General features: G+C 34.8%; 19 protein-coding genes. 1 reads left to right on the forward strand and 18 read right to left on the reverse strand.

Annotation, left to right across the window (positions count from 1 at the left end):
* Positions 1-13: 13 nt before the first annotated feature.
* The 16 genes from CRJ00_RS00225 to CRJ00_RS00300 form a co-directional block, all read right to left on the reverse strand.
* Positions 14-1,132, reverse strand: a complete 1,119-nt coding sequence (locus tag CRJ00_RS00225; RefSeq protein ID WP_099364929.1) for a polysaccharide biosynthesis C-terminal domain-containing protein — start codon at positions 1,130-1,132, stop codon at positions 14-16.
* Positions 1,133-1,291: 159 nt separating this feature from the next.
* On the reverse strand, positions 1,292-2,326 hold the full coding sequence (locus CRJ00_RS00230) for a polysaccharide biosynthesis protein (protein ID WP_099364930.1): 1,035 nt from the start codon (positions 2,324-2,326) through the stop codon (positions 1,292-1,294).
* Positions 2,327-2,328: 2 nt separating this feature from the next.
* Positions 2,329-3,096 (reverse strand): AglZ/HisF2 family acetamidino modification protein, encoded by a 768-nt coding sequence (locus tag CRJ00_RS00235; protein ID WP_099364931.1) that lies wholly within the window; start codon positions 3,094-3,096, stop codon positions 2,329-2,331.
* Between the two features lie 5 nt (positions 3,097-3,101).
* Positions 3,102-3,716: an imidazole glycerol phosphate synthase subunit HisH gene (hisH, locus tag CRJ00_RS00240; RefSeq protein ID WP_099364932.1), complete on the reverse strand. Its 615-nt coding sequence runs from the start codon at positions 3,714-3,716 to the stop codon at positions 3,102-3,104.
* A complete protein-coding gene (locus tag CRJ00_RS00245; protein ID WP_099364933.1) occupies positions 3,717-4,862 on the reverse strand; it encodes an N-acetyl sugar amidotransferase in 1,146 nt (381 codons plus the stop codon). It abuts the gene before it with no gap.
* The gene (locus tag CRJ00_RS00250) at positions 4,859-5,752 is read right to left on the reverse strand and encodes a glycosyltransferase family 2 protein (protein WP_099364934.1); all 894 of its coding nucleotides are present in this window, start codon (positions 5,750-5,752) and stop codon (positions 4,859-4,861) included. Before CRJ00_RS00250 ends, CRJ00_RS00245 begins: the two co-directional genes overlap by 4 nt.
* Positions 5,753-5,759: 7 nt before the next feature.
* Positions 5,760-6,905 (reverse strand): right-handed parallel beta-helix repeat-containing protein, encoded by a 1,146-nt coding sequence (locus tag CRJ00_RS00255; protein WP_099364935.1) that lies wholly within the window; start codon positions 6,903-6,905, stop codon positions 5,760-5,762.
* Complete coding sequence (locus CRJ00_RS00260) at positions 6,902-8,002, reverse strand: glycosyltransferase family 4 protein (protein ID WP_099364936.1); 1,101 nt, start codon at positions 8,000-8,002, stop codon at positions 6,902-6,904. Before CRJ00_RS00260 ends, CRJ00_RS00255 begins: the two co-directional genes overlap by 4 nt.
* Positions 8,002-9,375, reverse strand: a complete 1,374-nt coding sequence (locus CRJ00_RS00265) for an O-antigen polymerase (RefSeq protein WP_099364937.1) — start codon at positions 9,373-9,375, stop codon at positions 8,002-8,004. The genes CRJ00_RS00260 and CRJ00_RS00265 overlap by 1 nt, the downstream gene beginning before the upstream one ends.
* The gene (locus CRJ00_RS00270; protein WP_099364938.1) at positions 9,376-10,812 is read right to left on the reverse strand and encodes a lipopolysaccharide biosynthesis protein; all 1,437 of its coding nucleotides are present in this window, start codon (positions 10,810-10,812) and stop codon (positions 9,376-9,378) included. It abuts the gene before it with no gap.
* A 3-nt stretch (positions 10,813-10,815) separates the two neighbouring features.
* Positions 10,816-12,099, reverse strand: coding sequence for a nucleotide sugar dehydrogenase (locus CRJ00_RS00275; protein ID WP_180268385.1), 1,284 nt, complete (start codon positions 12,097-12,099; stop codon positions 10,816-10,818).
* Positions 12,100-12,142: 43 nt separating this feature from the next.
* Complete coding sequence (locus CRJ00_RS00280) at positions 12,143-13,111, reverse strand: SDR family oxidoreductase (protein ID WP_099364940.1); 969 nt, start codon at positions 13,109-13,111, stop codon at positions 12,143-12,145.
* 21 nt (positions 13,112-13,132) lie between these two features.
* Complete coding sequence (locus tag CRJ00_RS00285; protein WP_099364941.1) at positions 13,133-13,609, reverse strand: adenylyltransferase/cytidyltransferase family protein; 477 nt, start codon at positions 13,607-13,609, stop codon at positions 13,133-13,135.
* A 22-nt stretch (positions 13,610-13,631) separates the two neighbouring features.
* Positions 13,632-15,011 (reverse strand): nucleotide sugar dehydrogenase, encoded by a 1,380-nt coding sequence (locus CRJ00_RS00290; protein ID WP_099364942.1) that lies wholly within the window; start codon positions 15,009-15,011, stop codon positions 13,632-13,634.
* A 43-nt stretch (positions 15,012-15,054) separates the two neighbouring features.
* Positions 15,055-15,597 carry a winged helix-turn-helix domain-containing protein gene (locus tag CRJ00_RS00295; protein WP_257213643.1) on the reverse strand — a complete coding sequence of 181 codons (543 nt, stop codon included), beginning with the start codon at positions 15,595-15,597 and terminating at the stop codon, positions 15,055-15,057.
* A 285-nt stretch (positions 15,598-15,882) separates the two neighbouring features.
* Entirely contained in the window at positions 15,883-16,392 is a 510-nt protein-coding gene (locus CRJ00_RS00300; RefSeq protein ID WP_099364944.1) for a hypothetical protein, read from the reverse strand.
* Positions 16,393-16,668: 276 nt separating this feature from the next.
* Here CRJ00_RS00300 and CRJ00_RS00305 point away from each other — a divergent pair, with 276 nt between their 5' ends.
* A complete protein-coding gene (locus CRJ00_RS00305) occupies positions 16,669-18,387 on the forward strand; it encodes a tetratricopeptide repeat protein (protein WP_144038047.1) in 1,719 nt (572 codons plus the stop codon).
* Positions 18,388-18,472: 85 nt separating this feature from the next.
* Here the strand turns inward: CRJ00_RS00305 and rfbA are convergent, their stop codons facing one another.
* Together rfbA and rfbD are read right to left on the reverse strand one after the other, a co-directional pair.
* Positions 18,473-19,345, reverse strand: a complete 873-nt coding sequence (gene rfbA, locus CRJ00_RS00310) for a glucose-1-phosphate thymidylyltransferase RfbA (protein WP_099364946.1) — start codon at positions 19,343-19,345, stop codon at positions 18,473-18,475.
* A gap of 67 nt (positions 19,346-19,412) precedes the next feature.
* A complete protein-coding gene (rfbD, locus tag CRJ00_RS00315; RefSeq protein WP_099364947.1) occupies positions 19,413-20,267 on the reverse strand; it encodes a dTDP-4-dehydrorhamnose reductase in 855 nt (284 codons plus the stop codon).
* Between the last annotated feature and the right edge of the window lie 43 nt (positions 20,268-20,310).

Raw genomic sequence — 20,310 nt, forward strand, 5'->3', positions numbered from 1 at the left:
TTATTTATAATTTTTAAACTGTTTCAAAATAGGTGTCCGCATCTTCTGGATTATAGGGTTCATCTATCCAGAAATTAGTATATAAATCTTCATCTCCAATATTTTTAATGTTATGAGTATACCAAATAGGCATATCTACATATGCAGGATCAGAACCATCTAAGTAAAAATCCAAAACCTCACACGTGCCTATTTTTCTTAACTGTATTAATGCTTTTCCTTTTATCACAGCGAAACGTTCAATTTTTCTTGTATGATAATGGTTTCCTCTGGTAATTCCTGGGACAGTAGTAGAAAATGAACATTGTCCTCCGATACCTAACCTAATTATTTCCACGAAAGCACCTCTGGGATCTTTATGTTGTATAAATTTTACGGGGAAATGTGTTTTATAATCTATAAATGACCTATATGTATTAAAAAGATTATGTTCAAAATCATCGTTTAAAACAGGAATTTCACCTGTATCAAAATATTTTGATTTAAAATCTAAAAGCATTGACAATACTTCTGAAACTTTTTTAGTAGCTGTAGGCTCTATTGACAAATTTGATGAAGGTTTCTCCGAATCTATTTCCGCAATAATATGGTCAATTAACTCTTGAACATAAATTAAATTTACTTCACCATCATTTACTACTGTAGGAATTTCACCATGGGTCAACTGATGACAAAATGTAGAAATAAATGAATTATAAAATGGTTTTCCAAAGGCTCCAAATACATTTGGAATAATTAACCCTGAAAACTTTGCATCATTTTCAGAAGCCCATTTTAGCAAAGTCTCTCTACCTTCTTTTTTGGACCTCCCATACAAATTTTCGCGTTCTTCTTGGGTAGATGATGAAATAAGGACATGGGGTGTTGTTTCTGTACGTTCTAATGAGGCAACCAATTTATTTACGAGCATAATATTCATATCATAAATAAATTGCTCATTTTCATGACGATTCATGGCTGCTAAATGCACAATGACATTACACTGAGATACAAATTTATCCATTTCTGACTCATCCTCAAAAAAATCCTTTTGAAATTCTACAACATTAAATTTATCAGGTTTTAATTTTAAAGTATGATATAAATGCTGTCCGACAAAACCATTTTGACCAGTGATTCCTATATTTATCATTTTATTATTTTTATTAATTAAAATTTTCTCGGACTTGAATAATTATTAGAATTTTTTTGTATTTAAGAATTATAAAATATATCGAAAATCTTTATAACAACGTTTTTCTAAATCTTATTTCTTGATGATAACCAAACATTAGTTTTCAATCATTAAAAATTAATATGGGTATTGCAAAATGTTTTCCCCAAATACTTCTTTTCGAATTAATGGTAATTTAGAAATCAAATTCTTCAAACCTTCAACCCCTTGCTGTTCAGTATTATGTGAGTGATAATCTTCAATTTCTGAAATATCTTTTTCGCCTTCTGAAAAATATTTTGCGTAATTTAAATCCCTATTATCTGCAGGAATTCGGTAAAAATCACCCATATCCTCTGCCTTTAACATTTCTTCACGAGTACACAATGTTTCGTATAATTTTTCGCCATGACGAGTGCCAATAACTTTAATTGGCACTTCTTTTCCTGTCAAAGAAATTAAAGCTTTTGCTAAATCGCCAATTGTTCCAGCAGGTGCTTTATTTACAAATAAATCACCTGGTTTACCATGTTCGAACGCAAATAATACTAAATCAACCGCATCTTCTAAGGACATGAAAAAACGAGACATATTTGGATCTGTAATAGTGATCGGTTCATTTTTTTGAATCTGATTTAGAAATAAAGGAATTACTGATCCTCGAGAAGCCATAACATTTCCATATCTAGTTAGACATACTACTGTTTCTTTTAGATTTCTTGCCTCTGCCACAGCTACTTTTTCCATCATTGCTTTCGAAATTCCCATAGCATTTATAGGATATGCGGCTTTATCGGTTGATAAACAGATTACTTTTTTAACTCCATTAGAAGCGGCTGCACGAATTACATTTTGTGTTCCTTCAACATTTGTCTTTACAGCTTGCATTGGAAAAAATTCGCAAGATGGAACTTGTTTTAAAGCTGCAGCATGGAATATATAATCCACTCCACGTGTAGCGGGTTCTAGAGAATTGAAATCTCTAACATCACCTATATAATATTTGATTTTATTATTTTTATATAGATTTCGCATATCATCTTGCTTTTTTTCATCACGAGAAAATATCCTTATCTCCCGAAAATGATCAGCATCTAAAAAACGGTTCAAGACTGCTGTTCCAAAAGAACCAGTCCCACCAGTTATAAGTAAGATTTCATTTTTAATTTTCATAATTAATGTTGAGTATACAGTTTATCTTTTTCTTCCTTAGTGGGATAATTAATTAGTACTGCCTTATAAACTCCTTTAAATACAAATAAACTTCCTGCAGCTACACCAATTATTTGATGCTTATCTATGACTTTTTTTATATCGCTTAAACTTCCTGCACCACCTAAGACTGTCATAGGTAAAGAAGTTTGTTCTCTAGCTTTATCAATTAACGTATGGTCAAATCCCTTCATAACTCCATCTTGGTCAATAGAGTTAATAATAATTTCTCCGGCACCTTTCATTTGAGCTTCCTTAATGAATTGAAATGGATTAATACCAGTTCCCTTTTTACCGTTATGAATGAAAACTTCATAACCTCCAAATATCTTCTTTTTTACATCTAAAACTACGATTACAGATTGAGCACCAACACGGTCTGCGATATCTGTAATAAGCTGCGGGTTTTGTAAAACAGCAGAGGAAAGAGCAATTTTTTCAATACCTAATCCGAAAATACGTTGAGCTTGCTCAACAGTTTTTACTCCTCCACCATAACATAAAGGCATTCTGGATTGATTAGCAATTCTCTCAATTAAGCTATAGTTCGGTTCATATCCTTTAACCGTGGCATCAATATCGAAAATAGCCAATTCATCAACAGATTTTTCGTTAAAAATCTTAACCGCATTGATAGGATCTCCAACGTATACCGGATTCTTAAAATTAACTGTTTTTACCAATCCATTATCTTGTATTAGTAAACTTGGGATGATTCTAGGTCGTAACATTGTTATTAGAGTTTTGCAAAATTATGTAATAAAATCTCCCCATATTGATGACTCTTTTCAGGATGGAACTGAATTCCGTATTTATTTTCATGATTAGCTGCAGATGCGAAAGTGATACCGTAATCTGTTACTGCCATAATATCCTCTTTATAATTACATTCAAAAAAGTAAGTGTGTAAAAAGTAAAAAATAGCTTCTTTTTCTAACCCACGAAATAAACTAATGTCTTTTACAGGTTTGACATCATTCCATCCCATATGGGGCAATCGAGTCACCTGTTTAATAGTAGATTCATCAAATTTTCGAACTGTAGCATCAATCCATTTTAACCCTTCCAAATTTCCTTCATCACTGTTATTTGCCATCATTTGCATACCTACACAAATACCAATAACAGGAATTTTATCTCCTAAAACTAAATTATCTAAGGTATCTCGCATTCCCGAAGTATTAAGTTGTGTCATTGCATGATCAAAATGACCTACACCAGGAAGTATTAACTTTTCAGCACCCGCTAACTCTTCTTTACTTCGAGCTATTTTTACAGGAACATCTACTCTTTTATAAACATTTACAAAAGCATTTATATTCCCTACACCGTAATCAATTAATGTAATCATCTATCTAAATAAGCGTTTTTCCAATCCCAATTTTCTCATCGTCTGAGCTCCAAGACCTATCAAAGCCCTTTTATTTTTATAGTCATTAAATGTTTTGTTTTGGCCATTGAAAATTGCTTCAAGTTCTTCAACTTTAAAATCAAGTTTTTCAGCCACATATTCAAATTCCTTTCTCAAGAATTCTTCTGAAAGCTCAGGCTTAGAAATTCTAATTAAAGCTTCATCTCTAGTCATTTGACCTGTTAAAATTAAAGATGAAAAGTGGGCTCTTCTCTTTTCAAACCCAAATTTTCTAGGTAACCAATAATCCTCAAAAAATCTTGTAAATCGGGATTCATGATGTTTATGTTGAAAAGGTTCCCATCCAAATTTATTTTCTAATAATTCCTCAACCTCATTTTTAATATATGGTATCAAATTCAATGGTTTGAAAACTTCCATGCCTAGAAAATATTTATAAAAAATTTTGTATTGTAAAATATCTACAATTGGGAAGGTTTTCAGGTTTTTTTCACCGAATTTCTTGTGGATATCGAGAATTAATTTCTTATCAATTCCTGGATAGGCTCCCCATTCTTCTGGTTCTCGACAACATTCTGTGGAAAAATTACCACCAGTTAATACGTATTTTATTTTATGCTTTTTTGCAAATTTATATAGTCCTGAAAAAAATGCAATATCCTGAGGCATATCTTGATCAGGTATTTGAGATTTAAAAAATGATCTTTGTAAGTCCTTCATTTCCTCCCAATTAATAACTTGAGTATACAAATCTACATTTAATCCATTCACAAGTTTTTCTATATTCCCCACAGCTTTGTCTGTATTCCAACCAGCATCCACATGAAATAATAGTGGACGTAGACCCATAATTTCTTTTGCGATATAAGCTACATATGAACTATCAAGTCCACCACTCAATCCTATTATACAATCAAAGTCACGATTTTTCCCATCATTTTTAATTTTATCTGCTGTTTGCATTAAGAGTTTATACCCCTCTTCTCCAGTATTCCAGCTGGGTAATATTTCATTGACAAAATTAATATAATAATCACTTTCTCCCTTTTCATTAAAAATTATATTAGGATCCGAAGTATCCATTATAGTTTTTGTGCAGATTTGGTATTCTCTAATTTCTTTCATTTTATAAATCTTAAATCTCTTTTAGAATTCAATGTTTTTAAATAAATTCTTTCCATTACAAATGGAAAACTCCATAATACTTTTCCGATAAATTCAACAGTTTTATTATTCAATTTCAATCTCTTTTCTAAAAACTCAACTATTTTCCCCTCGAAAATGTAAATCTTACATATAAACTTAATTAAGAAGGGTAAATTAGGATAAATACCTTCTTCAATTTTTGAATAAATTGAATTTTTCGATTGAAAACGAATGGTTGCAAACAGATCTGCATTAGAGCCTCTTTGCCTAACCTTAACTAAACACTTATTAATTAGTCCAAGTTTATAATTTATAGCGATTTTTGACCATAAAGCAGAATCCTCCGAAAACCTCATATCTTCAAAAAAGAATAAATCACCATGTTTTGTCATATAATCTCTTTTAATCATAATGGCAGGTGTAGGAGCTCTTAAGGATAAAAAACTCCGAATGTATACATCGCCATAATCATTCTTATTGCTTTTTGACACACATAAATCACTTTCTGGATACCAATTACAATAACCTGTATGAGACCACATAATATCTCTCTTCTCCATGAAAGAAACTTGTTCTTCAGTTTTAGTGGGCAACCAGATATCATCCGAATCTAAAAAAGCAATATAATCACCGCTACAACGTTCAATCCCCATATTTCTTGCAGATGCCGGACCACCATTTTTTTTGCTTATAAAGATCACCTTATCGGCATACTTTTCAGTTATAAAACTGATATCTTCTGGAGATCCATCATTTATAACAATAATTTCAAAATTGTTATAAGTTTGATTTAAAACACTATCAATTGCCTCCACAAGCCAATTCGCACCATTATAAAATGGTATTATTACACTAACGAGTTTATTCATTATTTCATTATTTTAATATGCCATTTATTCCGGTATGAATATTCTTAACAAATCCTTTTATTTCACTATTTGTTTTTGATTTATTATTAATCTTTAAACCTGAAATATTTACTGTAATATTTGATTTACGACTTTCAAAAGTCTCTATAGGTCTTTTAATTTGATTGAGGTTAACATTCGTTATGTTAATATTTCCGCCCAAAGGATAGGCGTATTTTTGATATCCTCTATCAAAATAAAATCCAAAACTGTTTTTTGAGTAATAATCGTCAAATTTATTTATGGAGACCCCTATAAACTTTTTATTTCCACCTTGTAAATTATCAAAGGCAAATAAAACACCTCCTCCATTATTGTTATAGCTTATTACATTATCAAAAACTATGTTTTGCATAATATCTCCAGGTCCATTTGGTTCTAGATCAATTCCATATTCTGGAGATGTACCATTTGTGTTAGAAATTACGGTATTTTTAATTAAGACATTATTCCCAGAAATAATTGAAATCCCATTGCGTCTATTATTATCTAATATAGATCCTATTATTTGAATATTTTGAGAAGTATTACCTTGGTTTCGACCAATATAAATACCATCTCCCCAAAACTGAGAAATATTTGATTTATATAGCTTTATATTTCTTGAATGTATGATATATATACCCATCCCCCATTCTCCAGATTTACTTAAGTGAACTTTCCTATCTCCTTTTAATTTGGCAAAATACACCTCCACATTTGATACATTTTCAATATTTAATGCTGAATAAAACTCTTTATCATTCGCTTTTACAATTAACAAACTATTTTTTTGAAATAAAATCTTGGAATTTGATTTTAATCGAAGACCAGAACTATTTATTAAAATTGGAAAATTCGGTAAAATTACCAAAGAATTTTGATCAATTCCCTTTTGAAGAAAATTAGTATAATCAATTTTACCGCTAGTGTTATATTTTTTTGGCAGATAAGTTGTTAGATCAGAACCATTGCGAAATAAAGTTGTTTTAATTTCATCAATTTCAATTGATGAACTACTTGATAAATTTCTTAAATTATTTGGTAAATCTCTATATATAAAACTTTGTGATACTCCGACATTTGATAAAGTAAAAATAAATAGAAATAATAAAAATGGTTTCAAGACCTTCATGATTTTTTAATTATGGAATTAAACAATTCTGCGTGAGATTCTTTTCTATTCGTCAAAATTTTCAATACTGTATCTCTAGCATTTTCAGCATATTCAATAAATTTTTCGTAATTATCTATTGCAAAGAGAATACCATTTTCCAAACTTTCAATAGATTTTTCCTCTATTCTCAAGCAATTAAATTTATCGATCATTACACTTGAAATTCCTCCCACAAAGGTCGTTATTATGGGAATTCCTAAAATCATAGCTTCATATAATGTCCTGGGAAAACCTTCGTGGTAAGTCGGTAGAACAAATAAATCTGCATCTAAATAATATTTAATTATTTCTTCTTTATCAAAAAGCGGTCCCTTAAAATGAATTAAATCATGTAATCCCAAATTATTAGACAAATCTTTTAACTCATTTATATATTCTCCATCCCCAATTAAATTTGCTTTAACAATTATTCCCTTTCGATTTAATTGAGATATAGAATGTATTAATTCTATTACACCCTTATCATTGGTCATTCTACCAATAAATAATATCTCTAAATTCTTTCCATCAGAATAACTCCTATTCCAAACAATATTTTGTTCACCAAGTTTAATCATAGGTCGGATATTGGATGCAATCTTTCTTTTTGCAATATCATTTACATAATCAGTAAAAAAATCCGCAACTGTTAAAACAAATGAAGCTTTTTTAAAAAATATCTTCGATTCGAAATTCTCCAAATCATCAATTCCACGTATATAAATACCATATCTCTTCCTGAATAAAATACAAGTGAAAATTAGGAATCTCATCGCTGATGGATAGAAAAAATATACTATATCGGCTTTCAAAATTGGTTTTAATGCCAAACAATATATCCTCAAATAAGAGAAAATCTTATTATTTAATCTCTTTATACCGATTACTTTTATCCCGTTAGATTTTAATGGAAAAACGTCGGTAGTATTTGATAGACCTCCAACTGTTTGACCATAGAAAGTAACTTTATGTCCAAGATCAACTAATTCTTTAGCAAATGAACCTGTGCCCACTTCGACGCAAAAATCATCTCCATTTTCTACAAGACCTGAATTATCAAATACAACAATATTCATTATTTAATTATTTTTCTTGGATTTCCACTAATTCTTAACATAACATATAAAATTATAATCGCTCTTATAATTAAAGTTAATTGATCTAACAAAGACGCTCGGGGATAATAAATAACTAGTCCAAAAAATAAAGCATAAGCAAGAATGCTATATATATCTCGTTGAACTGATAACTTATGGATGTAATAACCAAATAAATAAAATAAAATTATTACGCCCAAGGTTCCAAAATTCATGTAAATATCACCTACTGAATTAGTTCCCATACCCCAATCTTTTATCCCGGTATAATCTGTAATAATATAGGCTGTAGACAATTCATCGGGCGTATTGTTAAAAATTGATGTAGTTATAAAATAAGGTAAACCGGGGATAGGGGAGAATATTACTGGAAAATAACTAGAACCATATAACAATCCTTCTCGTTCTTTAAGCTCCATAGCTATAAAAAGATTTCGATTAGTACCTATTAAATCCATCCCATAATCCCAAAAAGTATTAAACGATGTCATTTGATTATAGGCTTCTGATACAGTTCCACTTAAAGATCCCGAACGCAAATTACTATTTGTTCCACGTGTATAAGAAATCATAGTTAGAATAAACATGCCAAATACAACCAGCATCAATAAAGTTTTTAAGCTTATCTTCTTAATGTATGTGACATAAAAATACATTCCAATAAAAAAGACTTGAATAGCAGGACCACGGTCACCAAACCAAATACTTGATAATAAAATTAGAATACATGTTGCAAGTAATTTTTTGTTTCTCAATAATGCTTTTAAGGGACTTCGATATAATTCATGTTTATTATTCAACAAACTAATTAATATTGCAATAACTAAGAAAACAATTGTTACACTAACGATTTGGGTATTTAAAACTTCCTCATTTGAATTATTAAATGCTGTATATATTACATATGCACAAAAAATAAAAGAAAAAAACAATGCGATGTTTATAGTAAATATTTCTAACCCTTTTGAAAATACATATAGTATTTCTTTTCTTTTTTTATTCTTATTTGTGGAAATACTGACACCAAAAACATATGAAGAAACTGCTAATTGACTTAATGCCGTAGCTTTAGTAATAATATTTTGATTAAATCCAAAACTAAATACACTAAAGTATTCTGGATTAAATGGGTAAATAAACAATGGATAAGCAAAATTTGTGAAGAAAATACTTAAAAGAAAAAATAGATGAAAATTAAAATAGTTTTTGTTTTTACTAGTCTGAACTATGAAAGGGATGACGGTAATTAAAAATAGAATAAAAATATAATTACAGTATTTCAAAGAATATACATCCGGAGCATATATAAAAAATGCATAAGATAAAAAAAGTAAAATAATTTTGAGTCCCATTTATTTTAAAATTAATGCCCCTTTAAAAATTGATTTAACGTCTAAAATTTTAAATCTATATAACAAAAAAGCATATACTGGAATGGTAATAAATACAAAAAACAAATAACGAACTATAGTTTTATTAAAAATAGTATAAAAGTAATCACTTCCAAATAATAATATTGAAATTATAACAACTAGATAAATAAAATTCCTCTGTTCAACGTAATAGACACTATTTAATATTTTTCTTGAGTAATAATTAGTTAATAAATAACCAATAAACAAAGAAATTATGTAGTTAATCAATAAAACATTAATATTTTGAAAATATATAGCGATACCAATTCCAATTAGCTGAATTCCTTTTTTGAATAGGTCTAATTTAAGCATGGTTCTGGTTTTATTATATATTTTAAAAATAACCTTATTAAATGAGTCCTGAATAAAAATTAATACAGATAGAGAGAGTATTTTTAAATAAATCACCGATTGAATCCATTTATTTCCGAAAATTATTAATATGATATCATCTGAAAATAAGTATACAAAAATTACCATAATCCCAGAAATTGCCATTAAAATATTAATTGTTTTAATATAGCCTTGTGAAAACTGGTCCTTATTATCCTGAATTTTTGAAAGTCCTGAATAAATTGGGCCATTGCTTAATGTGGTGAGAACTCCTGAAGGAACATCGAGCAATCTTCTTGCTTGAAAATAATAACCGACTTGAGAAAGATTAAAATATTTCCCTAATATAAGTGAATAAATATTATCAAAAATTATGGTTAGAACAGAAGAAAAAGAAGTATTAACTCCAAATCCATAAATATCTTTAAAAACACTAATATTAAATTTATATCCAACCCCTTTTGGGTTATTAATATATAAACATATTGACATTAATAATGATCTAAGTATATTATACAAAACAATAGACCAAATCCCTGCCCCGTTGTAGGCTAAGACAATTGCAATAATTGAGCTTATTAAAACTGAAATGAATTCAAATATAGCTTTATCCTTAAAATTTAGATTAATGTATAGTTGTGTTAGTTTAACAAATTGAAATGCGTTAATTATTATAATTAAAGAAGAAATGATTAGTGGTAACTTTAAAAAGTCATCATTATAATATTTTGAAACTGACCCAGCAAATGATATAATTAATAAACTAAATCCAATTGAAATTATCAAATTAAATACACTAACAGTTGAATATTGTTCTTCAGAAACCACTTTTTTCCTAATTAAAGCACCTGAAAGCCCACCTTCACTCAACACATATCCTATTGAAATAAAAAACATTATAATACCAACACGACCAAAATCAATAGGACTAAGCAATCTTGCAAGCCATATGTTGGTGAGTAAGGATAATCCTAATACGGAAATTTGCCCTAAAGTAGTCCAAAAACTACCCCTTATAATTTCTTTTTTTAAAGAGGCCACCTTTTATAATTTTCCATCAACTTCAGAAGACAAATAACCTTTCACATCATAAACAACGGCATTTTCCCTTTTTAATTTTTCAAATTCAATGTTCAGAAATTCATGATGAGCTACACCCAAGATAATTGCATCATATTTATTGCTTGGCAACTCACAAACGCTATCAATTCCATATTCATGTTTTACCTCTGCTGGATTTGCCCAATGGTCATAAGTAGTAACCTTAATTCCATAATCTTCTAAAGCACGAATAACATCAACAATCTTGGTATTCCTAACATCAGGACAATTCTCCTTAAAAGTTACACCTAACATCAATACTTCTGCGCCATTCACATTGATTCCTTTTTTGATCATTGTTTTTACCACCTGAGAAGCTACATATTCACCCATGGAATCATTTAATCGACGACCTGCCAAAATAATTTCTGGATGGTAACCATGTTCTTGAGCTTTTTGCGCTAAATAATAGGGATCAACACCAATACAGTGACCCCCAACCAATCCTGGTTTGAATGGTAAAAAGTTCCATTTGGTTCCTGCTGCCTCAAGGACTGCATGAGTATCAATTTCTAAAATATTAAAGATCTTGGCCAATTCATTCACAAATGCAATATTGATATCCCTCTGCGAATTTTCAATAACCTTAGCTGCTTCAGCAACTTTAATTGCAGGAGCCAAATGTGTACCGGCCGTAATCACAGATTTATAAACCTCATCCACTTCTTTACCAATTTCTGGAGTAGAACCTGAAGTAACTTTTAAGATCTTTTCAACCGTATGTTGTTTATCTCCTGGATTTATGCGTTCTGGAGAATAACCAGCAAAGAAATCAACATTGAATTTCAATCCGGAAACTTTCTCCAAAACCGGAATGCATTCTTCTTCTGTTACACCTGGATATACAGTAGATTCATAAACTACGATATCCCCTTTTTTCAACACCTTACCAACTGTTTCAGAAGCTTTGTACAATGGTGTCAAATCAGGACGATTATGCTTATCCACAGGAGTCGGAACAGTTACCACATAGAAATTAGCATCTTCGATATCTGCTAATTGATTAGAACAATATAGACCATTTGATGCAGTATGGAATGGATTCTCTTTTACCAAAACCTGCTGAAGAACATCATCTTCAACCTCTAAAGTCAAGTCCTTGCCTGAACGCAGTTCATCGATTCTTTTTTGATTGATATCAAATCCTAATACTGGGTATTTCGTAGCAAATAAACGTGCTAATGGTAAACCCACATAACCTAATCCTATAACGGCAATTTTTTTCATTTTGCTGATTTCTTTATGTTGAAAAGCTTTTTTTATAAGTTTTTTATTTTAAATTCTCCCAATACCATTTAGTAGCTTCTTTCAGCCCTTCACGGATAACATGGGAAGGTTCATATCCCAAAAGATTCTTTGCCTTTTCTACAGAAGCTAAGGAATGAGGGATATCTCCTTGGCGATTTGGTCCATGGATAACTTCCACATTCGCAATCTCGGCATCAAATTCAGTAAGAAATTCTTTCAAGTATCCTACCAATTGATTCAAAGTCGTACGATCACCTACCGCTGTATTATAAACTGTATTAACCGCTTCTGGATTATCAGTCAACATGGCGCGTTCATTCATTTGGATTACATTATCCACATAAGTAAAATCCCTTGAATAATCGCCAGCTCCATTGATCACAGGACTTTCATGGTTCATGAATTTCTTAACGAACAATGGAATTACAGCAGCATATGCGCCGTTTGGATCTTGACGGCGGCCGAACACATTAAAATATCGCAGACCGATGGTTTCTATTCCATAGGTTTTCGAAAAAATCTCCGCATATAATTCATTTACATATTTAGTAATGGCATATGGGGATAATGGCTTGCCGATCTTATCTTCTACTTTTGGAAGACTTTCAGAATCACCATAAGTTGAGGAAGAAGCAGCATAGATGAAACGCTTTACGTTTGCATCTCTAGCAGCTACCAACATGTTCAAAAAGCCTGAGACATTAACCTCATTGGATGTTTGAGGATCTTTGATCGACCGTGGTACTGATCCCAGTGCAGCTTGGTGAAGTACATAATCCACTCCTTTAGCTGCCTTTTCACAATCTGCGGTATTTCTGATGTCACCTTCAATCAATTCAAAGTTTGGATTACCCTCATGCTGGGCTAAATTGTGGCGATGACCAGTAGCAAAATTGTCTAAAACGACAACCTGATGTCCCTTACCCAAAAAATACTCAGTTAGATTGGAACCAATAAAGCCAGCTCCTCCAGTGATTAATATCTTGCTCATTTATTTATGTTGATTTTTATTTTATTTCCCGTTTTTCAAATTTTCCTTCTCCGCCACGATCTTTCTCAATCCAGAAGAAGAAAAGCGATGGTCCCTGCTATTGAAGTAAAGCTCAATTCCCTTTTCTTCACAATATTTACGACCTGTAAAATCCCTATCCTTATATTCATCCCCAACAATCCTAACATCCAACTTAAAGGATTTCAGAATATCCTCTAGATCCTGTTCCGTAGAGTATGGAACGATCTCATCCACATAGATACAGCCCCTCAATTGGATATAACGCTCTACTACAGTCTGGCTAGGTGCATTCTTTTCAGGTCTATCCAATGTCGGATCCATCTGCAATCCACAGATCAGGTAATCACATTGACGTTTTGCTTCTGCCAACATCATGATATGTCCCGCATGCAATAGATCGAACGTACTAAATGTAATCCCCACCCTAGGACCAGGGTTATAATCCTTTAATTTCACCTTTTTTTCTTTCTTTTCCATAAGAAATTAGCATAAGTTCCTGTTATTCACCAATCGCATAATACACAAATCCCATCTCCGTCAGTTTCTTTCCATCCAATAGCTTCCTACCGTCGAAAATAAAGGCCGGTTTCTTCATGTGAGTCTTGATCTTAGCCCAATCGAGATCTCTGAATTCATCCCATTCGGTTAATATCGCCAAGCCATGCGCACCTGCTGCTGCATCATAAGGGTTAGTTTCTACCTGTAAGAGGTATTTGTTCTCTTCCAGGCTTCTTGTCGCTAAATAGTCTAAGTCTTTGTAAATCTGCACATCCTGTACCTTTGGGTCATACACCGCAATCTCTGCCTGCTCCTCCAACAAATGGTCCGCTACGTAGATCGCTGCCGATTCCCGCGTATCATTCGTATCCTTCTTGAATGCCCATCCCAAGAAAGCAATTTTCTTGCCATTTACCGTATTGTACATCGTTTGGATGATCTTTTCCGCAAACCGCGTCTTCTGGTGATCATTGATCTTGATGACCTGATCCCAATAATCCGCTACGGCATGTAGATTATACGAACGGGCAATATAAACTAAATTTAATAAGTCTTTTTGAAAACAGGAGCCCCCAAAGCCCACAGAGGCCTTTAAAAATTTGGATCCTATCCTGGAATCCTGTCCGATGGCATTCGCCACCTCATCCACATTGGCCCCAGTTGCCTCGCAAAGCTCCGAGATAGAATTGATCGAGGATACCCGTTGCGCCAAAAACGCATTGGCCACCAATTTGGACAGTTCCGATGACCAAAGATTGGTCGTTATGATCCTTTCCGATGGTACCCAGGCTTCATAGATCTTCTTCAAGGCCTGGATAGCCTCTTGATTTTCTCCACCGATCAGTATGCGGTCGGGATGGTGCAGATCCCGGATCGCCGTACCTTCCGCAAGGAATTCCGGATTGGATAAGACCTGGAATTGCACGCCCTTTCCGGTATGGTCCAGGATATTCTTGATGGTTGCAGCCGTACGGACCGGAATGGTAGATTTCTCCACGATTATCTTCGAGCTGGTAGAAACATCCGCAATCTGACGTGCACAAAGTTCGATGAACTTCAGATCTGCCGCCTGTCCTTTGCCTTTACCGTAAGTTTTGGTTGGTGTATTCACTGAAATAAAGATCATGTCGGCTTCCTGGATCGCCTTTTCCACCTCCGTAGAGAAGAAAAGGTTTCTTCCGCGCGCTTCAGCAACTACCGCGTCCAATCCCGGTTCGTAGACCGGCAATTGGCTCAGGTCATCCTGGTTCCAATCGGCAATACGCTGTGCATTCAGATCCACAACCGTCACCTGGATATCGGGGTTCTTCTGGGCAATCACAGACATGGTCGGTCCCCCAACGTAGCCTGCGCCAATACATGTTATTTTCTTTATTTCCATTGAATATAAATTCCGTGTTTCTGTTGGAGTGTAAAAAATTTTCCTAATCTTCTCCCTGGTACAAAATGATCTGCTGAAGAACTTCCTCAGGCCGCTCGAAATAGAGCTTGATCTCCTTATTCAGAAGTTTCTCCAGTTTGGCACTCAACTGCAATAAGTATGCCTTGTCCAGCTCATCGCCCAATACCATCAGCTCGATCGTTCCAGAATCCACCCCCTTGGCGTAATCGCCCAATAGGGATACCGTTTCCACATCACCCGCGCGTTCCAGAACATAATCCACGGCCTGATCAATACCCAGATAGGTACGGACTAGATTCTGTAAGGATTGGAATAAGGGATGTTGGGTGTTGGCCTGGTAGTAGATTCGGTTGTTTTCAGAGGTCCTGGACAAATATCCGGCATCAGAAAGCTGGTTCAGCTCCTTCCGGATGGCATTGGTCGACTCATTGAACTCTTCTGCTATCCCACGAAGGTATCCCTTGTTAGTGGAACTCACAAAAAACTTAATCAGCAACTTAAGCCTGGTCTTGGACGTGATGATCGTATCAAGCATGTTAGTATTGTGAGCAACAAAAGTACTCATTGATTTTTTATAAACCAAATTTTGATGAGTAAACAAGAAAACTTAACATTTTATTAATGTTGGTGATTATATCTGGCCCCATCTGACTTCCATGAGCCTCGGGTTGTAAAGGGAAGTAAGTGGGGGGAAGTGCTAAAAGTTCCTTACATTTTAATTCATGGTACTTATTTGGCACTTGCTGATGGAAGGCAAATAGTCATGGTCGAACATTCAATCCATAGCGAGGAGGTACCAGGGGAAAACCTCCTCGCTATGTCAGATATAACCCCGAAATTCAGAAAAAAATCAAATTGTCAATGAAGATGCCCTTCCATTAAAAGTCTCCTGTTCAATCTCCTTTCCCAAAGGTTCCATCTTAAAATACGATGTCACCATAAAAGCTCTTTTCATATTCTTCACATCTTTGATATATCCCTTCACAATCAATCCCTCCTTCTTCGGCTTGTAATTCTTCAGATAATCATTATATATGGAAAAGCCAACTGATCTCATCGCTGATTCCCCTTTATGCGATGGGGAGATAAAAAAATTCAATTTCTCAAAGTTATTGATCAGAAAATTCCGGTTAGTGGTTCTTATTTCCGTAACGACCACTTCCTTCAGCTGATCATCCAAAATATTTAATTGGAAGATCACACAACCATACTGCTTCACATAATCCATATTATTACGGTCCAACAATACCCGAACCTGCATTTCGGCATACTCTTGAAAATTGGAAACCTTTCGTTTACGGATGAAATAAAAACCAGCAACAGCAATAAAAATGACCAGCGTCAATAACAAATAGTACATGATTAGATTGATTAGTTCAATAAATAGTTCAGCAACAAAGTTAGCACAGCAGCTTCCTATATTCAAAATAAGAGGGGGTGCACAACAGGTGGACAAAAACTCTTTTTTATTGAAAAACAAGCGATTATCATGAAAACAATTCCTAAAAACTATACGAAAATCACACACTACCTAGCCACTACCCGTTCAAAAAAAGCCAGCCTGCAATCGAAAAAGAAAAAAATATCTATCTCTTACTCGTTGTTTGAACAATTTTTTTACCGAAATTTAAGGGCAATGCAAACCACATTAACCAAATTAGTTTTAACCTATCTTGTTGTACTTTTTAGTATAGTGCATTTATCTGCCCAGGAAATTACCAACATCAACGCGGAAAAAAACCAAAGAAAACAATTGGAGCATGCCCTAAAGATGAAGGTCGATTTTCAGAAAGATACGATTGGGCTGATCAATAATCTGCACCCCTTGATGGAACTGGCCAATCAGGAACGGAGCATCCCACTAAAGTGGGCCTATTACATGCTGATGGCGGATGGTTTTTCCATTGCTTTCGATCAGGTAAATCCGCGAAGCAATGCCTTTTATAAATTAGCCTCGGAATTGATAGAACGAGAAAATCTCCCCGAACTAAGGATGATTGGCAATATCAGACAGGGATACTATCTCTATACTTATCGTGAAGTGAAGGAAGCTTTTCCTTACTTCCTATTGGCAACTGACCTCGAGGCAGAGGTAAATACAGCGAAAATCCCCTTGCTTCCGGATCATTATAGCTTTATCGCTAATTTCTATTCCTACATCGGCGATCAGGAAAAAGCCATCTCCTTTCTCAAAACTGCACTACCATACACCGAAGAAAATAGCCGTAGGAAGATCGATATGACCAATGCCATAGGTGTTTATTACAAAAAAGCAGCCTTATTCGACAAGGCATATCCTTTTTATAAGCAGGCTCTGGAGATTGCCACTGTGGCCAAAGATTCGGTTTGGATGGGTATTATTGCAGGGAATCTAGCCGACTATGAATGGGAAAAAGGGAATGAAGATGAAGCCATTGCTTTGGTCAAACAGAATATCGAACTCTCCTTGAAATATAACGAGGTGTTGGATGCCATGCGCGCCAACCTGGAGGTTGCCCGAATGTATGCCCATCAGAAAAAATGGGATATTGCTGAAAAGCATATCGCAGAAAGCATGGCATTAATGGCTGATAAACCCTATTTTTTAGTTTTCAAACGGGATGCTGCAAAGATATTGGCGGAAATTGCTGCTGGGAAAGGTCAAAAAGACCTGGAACTTACGCAGTTAAAAAAATACTTGGTGCTGAAAGACTCTTTAGAGGCAAGAAGCAATAATGAGGCTATGCAGAAGATCTATTGGCAATGGGAAATCGAACGATATGAACAGGCCAATAAACAGGCAGAAGCAAAAAGACAACAGATCAAACAGAACTATCAGTATGTCGGGGTAGTATTGATTCTCGGATTTATCATTGTGCTGTTATTGATCAACCGATCGAAGACCAGGATTCAGATCCGGAGCACAGAACTGGAAAAAGAGCAGCTCGCTCTGAAATTTGAGAAACAGTTGCTGGATCAGGAACTTTCAGTCCTCAAAAATTCCCTACAGGAATTTACGGATACCGTCAGGCATAATGACCATACCATTCGGCAGCTAAGGAAAGAGATACATGAGAAGGAAACCCAAGATCCTCTACTTGCACTGGAAATCTCCGAAAACCTTAGCAGAATGTTGGAATCCCATATCATGACCGATGAACGTTGGCTGAAATTCAAGCATATTTTCGATAAGGTATATCCGGAGTTCCTGGAAACCCAAAAGCTTGAAAATCCAAAGCTTTCTGAAAGCGACCTTAGACTGATCGCTTTAATGAAACTGGACCTAAACAATAGAAGCATGAGTGATCTTTTGGGAGTTTCTGTTGAAGGGGTCAAGAAAGCAAAACAAAGATTAAAGAAAAAAGTGGACAAGTAATGGTCAGTGACGAAGAGGCACGAAGGAGAAATCATTACACTAATCCAAAGGCAGCTCCGTTCCTAGCAATGAAGAGAACAATAAATCAAAACTCCACGATCTTCTTCAGGTAATCATAATAAACACCTTTCATCCCATCGATCTGCGATTTTAATTTCTCCTTATCGATATAACCCTTGCTCAGGGCAATCTCTTCCAAGCAGGCCACTTTCAACGACGTCCGCTTTTCAATGGTCTTAATAAACTCCGTTGCTTCGGACAAAGACTCATGGGTACCTGTATCCAGCCAGGCAAATCCCCTTCCTAGCAACTGCAGATGCAACTTTTCCTGCTCCAGATAGGTCTGGTTCACGGTCGTGATCTCCAGTTCGCCCCTAGCCGAAGGTTTCACCCCCTTAGCTATTTCCAACACCGAATTCGGATAGAAATACAATCCAACCACCGCATAATTAGACTTCGGATGTTGAGGCTTCTCCTCAATATCCGTTACCCGACCATCCGCATTGAATGCGGCAACGCCATAACGCTCCGGATCCTCAACATAATACCCAAAAACAACCGCATCATTTCCTTCTTCCACCTTAGTCCTTGCTTCCATCAACTGGGTCTGTAGACCAGCTCCATAAAAGATATTATCCCCCAATATCAAGCAGACCGAATCATTCCCGATAAAATCAGCACCAATAATGAAAGACTGGGCCAATCCCTCCGGTTTGGGCTGTTCCGCATAGGAAATATCCAATCCCAATTGTTCCCCATTTCCGAACAAGCGTTGGAAGTTGGGCAGATCCTGAGGCGTAGAGATGATCAGGATCTCCCGAATCCCCGCCAACATCAATACCGATAAAGGATAATAAATCATCGGTTTATCATAAACCGGCAACAATTGTTTGGAAACCACCTGCGTAAGCGGATGCAAACGCGTCCCTGATCCCCCTGCTAATATAATCCCCTTCATATATCTAAAATCTATAATCTAATGTCTAACGTCTATGATCTAACATCTATCGTCTATTATCGAATATCTACAATCCCCCCATCATCTGCCTCAAACTATCCTCCCAATGCGGAATTTCCAGCTGAAAGGTCTTTTTGATCTTCTCCTTGTTCAATAACGAGTATTTTGGTCTTTTGGCAACGGTTGGAAAGGCATTCGATTCAACGGGATTCACCTCACAGTCCGATCCGGATAGCTCCTTGATCTTGTTTGCAAAATCAAACCAGGATGCTTCACCTTCATTGGAATAATGGTAGATTCCAGCTTGCCATTTATCTGACTTAATAATGTGTTGAATAGCCTTGGCTAAGTCCTTTGCATAGGTCGGCGAACCGATCTGATCATTGACCACATTGATCGATTCCCTGCTGGCCATGAGGTTCAACATGGTTTTCACAAAATTCTTCCCAAAACTGGAATATAACCAAGAGGTACGGATAATGATGCTATCGGGAAGGATGGCTTGTATACCTTGTTCTCCTTGCAATTTGCTCAGTCCGTACGCGTTGATGGGATCCGTATTTTGATCTTCGGTAAGAGACAAGGAAACATCTCCCGGAAAAACATAATCCGTAGAAATATAGATCAATTTGGCCGAACAGTCCTTAGCTACTTTGGCAATTTCCCGACTCGCTTGGTTATTGACCTTATCGGCTAGTTCAGTTTCGGATTCTGCCAGATCAACAGCCGTATAGGCGCCGGCATGGATGATCACATCAGGATCGTATTTACGTAATCGGGCATAGATCATTTCCACATCGTCCAAAGGAAGTTCCTCCCTCCCCAGATATATCAGTTCATAGGCTTCGTCAGAAGGCCAGATACTTTTAATTTCGGACCCCAATTGACCTGTGGCCCCTGTTACTACTACCCTTTTCTTCATGCTTGCTGATTAAGTCTTGAAATTGTTATGTTTTCTATATAAT

Origin of the sequence: Sphingobacterium sp. 1.A.4, from assembly GCF_002734245.1 — a bacterium.
Lineage (GTDB): Bacteria > Bacteroidota > Bacteroidia > Sphingobacteriales > Sphingobacteriaceae > Sphingobacterium > Sphingobacterium tenebrionis.

What these genes read in the sequence shown, in the direction of transcription:
- CRJ00_RS00265 (WP_099364937.1), bottom strand. Translation starts at nt 9,375, where the DNA reads ATGGGACTCAAAATTATTTTACTTTTTTTATCTTATGCATTTTTTATA.
- CRJ00_RS00225 (WP_099364929.1), bottom strand. Translation starts at nt 1,132, where the DNA reads ATGATAAATATAGGAATCACTGGTCAAAATGGTTTTGTCGGACAGCAT.
- CRJ00_RS00305 (WP_144038047.1), top strand. Translation starts at nt 16,669, where the DNA reads ATGCAAACCACATTAACCAAATTAGTTTTAACCTATCTTGTTGTACTT.
- CRJ00_RS00290 (WP_099364942.1), bottom strand. Translation starts at nt 15,011, where the DNA reads ATGGAAATAAAGAAAATAACATGTATTGGCGCAGGCTACGTTGGGGGA.
- CRJ00_RS00255 (WP_099364935.1), bottom strand. Translation starts at nt 6,905, where the DNA reads ATGAAGGTCTTGAAACCATTTTTATTATTTCTATTTATTTTTACTTTA.
- CRJ00_RS00235 (WP_099364931.1), bottom strand. Translation starts at nt 3,096, where the DNA reads ATGTTACGACCTAGAATCATCCCAAGTTTACTAATACAAGATAATGGA.
- CRJ00_RS00280 (WP_099364940.1), bottom strand. Translation starts at nt 13,111, where the DNA reads ATGAGCAAGATATTAATCACTGGAGGAGCTGGCTTTATTGGTTCCAAT.
- CRJ00_RS00260 (WP_099364936.1), bottom strand. Translation starts at nt 8,002, where the DNA reads ATGAATATTGTTGTATTTGATAATTCAGGTCTTGTAGAAAATGGAGAT.
- rfbD (WP_099364947.1), bottom strand. Translation starts at nt 20,267, where the DNA reads ATGAAGAAAAGGGTAGTAGTAACAGGGGCCACAGGTCAATTGGGGTCC.
- CRJ00_RS00295 (WP_257213643.1), bottom strand. Translation starts at nt 15,597, where the DNA reads ATGAGTACTTTTGTTGCTCACAATACTAACATGCTTGATACGATCATC.
- CRJ00_RS00245 (WP_099364933.1), bottom strand. Translation starts at nt 4,862, where the DNA reads ATGAAAGAAATTAGAGAATACCAAATCTGCACAAAAACTATAATGGAT.
- CRJ00_RS00275 (WP_180268385.1), bottom strand. Translation starts at nt 12,099, where the DNA reads ATGAAAAAAATTGCCGTTATAGGATTAGGTTATGTGGGTTTACCATTA.
- CRJ00_RS00250 (WP_099364934.1), bottom strand. Translation starts at nt 5,752, where the DNA reads ATGAATAAACTCGTTAGTGTAATAATACCATTTTATAATGGTGCGAAT.
- CRJ00_RS00285 (WP_099364941.1), bottom strand. Translation starts at nt 13,609, where the DNA reads ATGGAAAAGAAAGAAAAAAAGGTGAAATTAAAGGATTATAACCCTGGT.
- hisH (WP_099364932.1), bottom strand. Translation starts at nt 3,716, where the DNA reads ATGATTACATTAATTGATTACGGTGTAGGGAATATAAATGCTTTTGTA.
- CRJ00_RS00300 (WP_099364944.1), bottom strand. Translation starts at nt 16,392, where the DNA reads ATGTACTATTTGTTATTGACGCTGGTCATTTTTATTGCTGTTGCTGGT.
- CRJ00_RS00230 (WP_099364930.1), bottom strand. Translation starts at nt 2,326, where the DNA reads ATGAAAATTAAAAATGAAATCTTACTTATAACTGGTGGGACTGGTTCT.
- rfbA (WP_099364946.1), bottom strand. Translation starts at nt 19,345, where the DNA reads ATGAAGGGGATTATATTAGCAGGGGGATCAGGGACGCGTTTGCATCCG.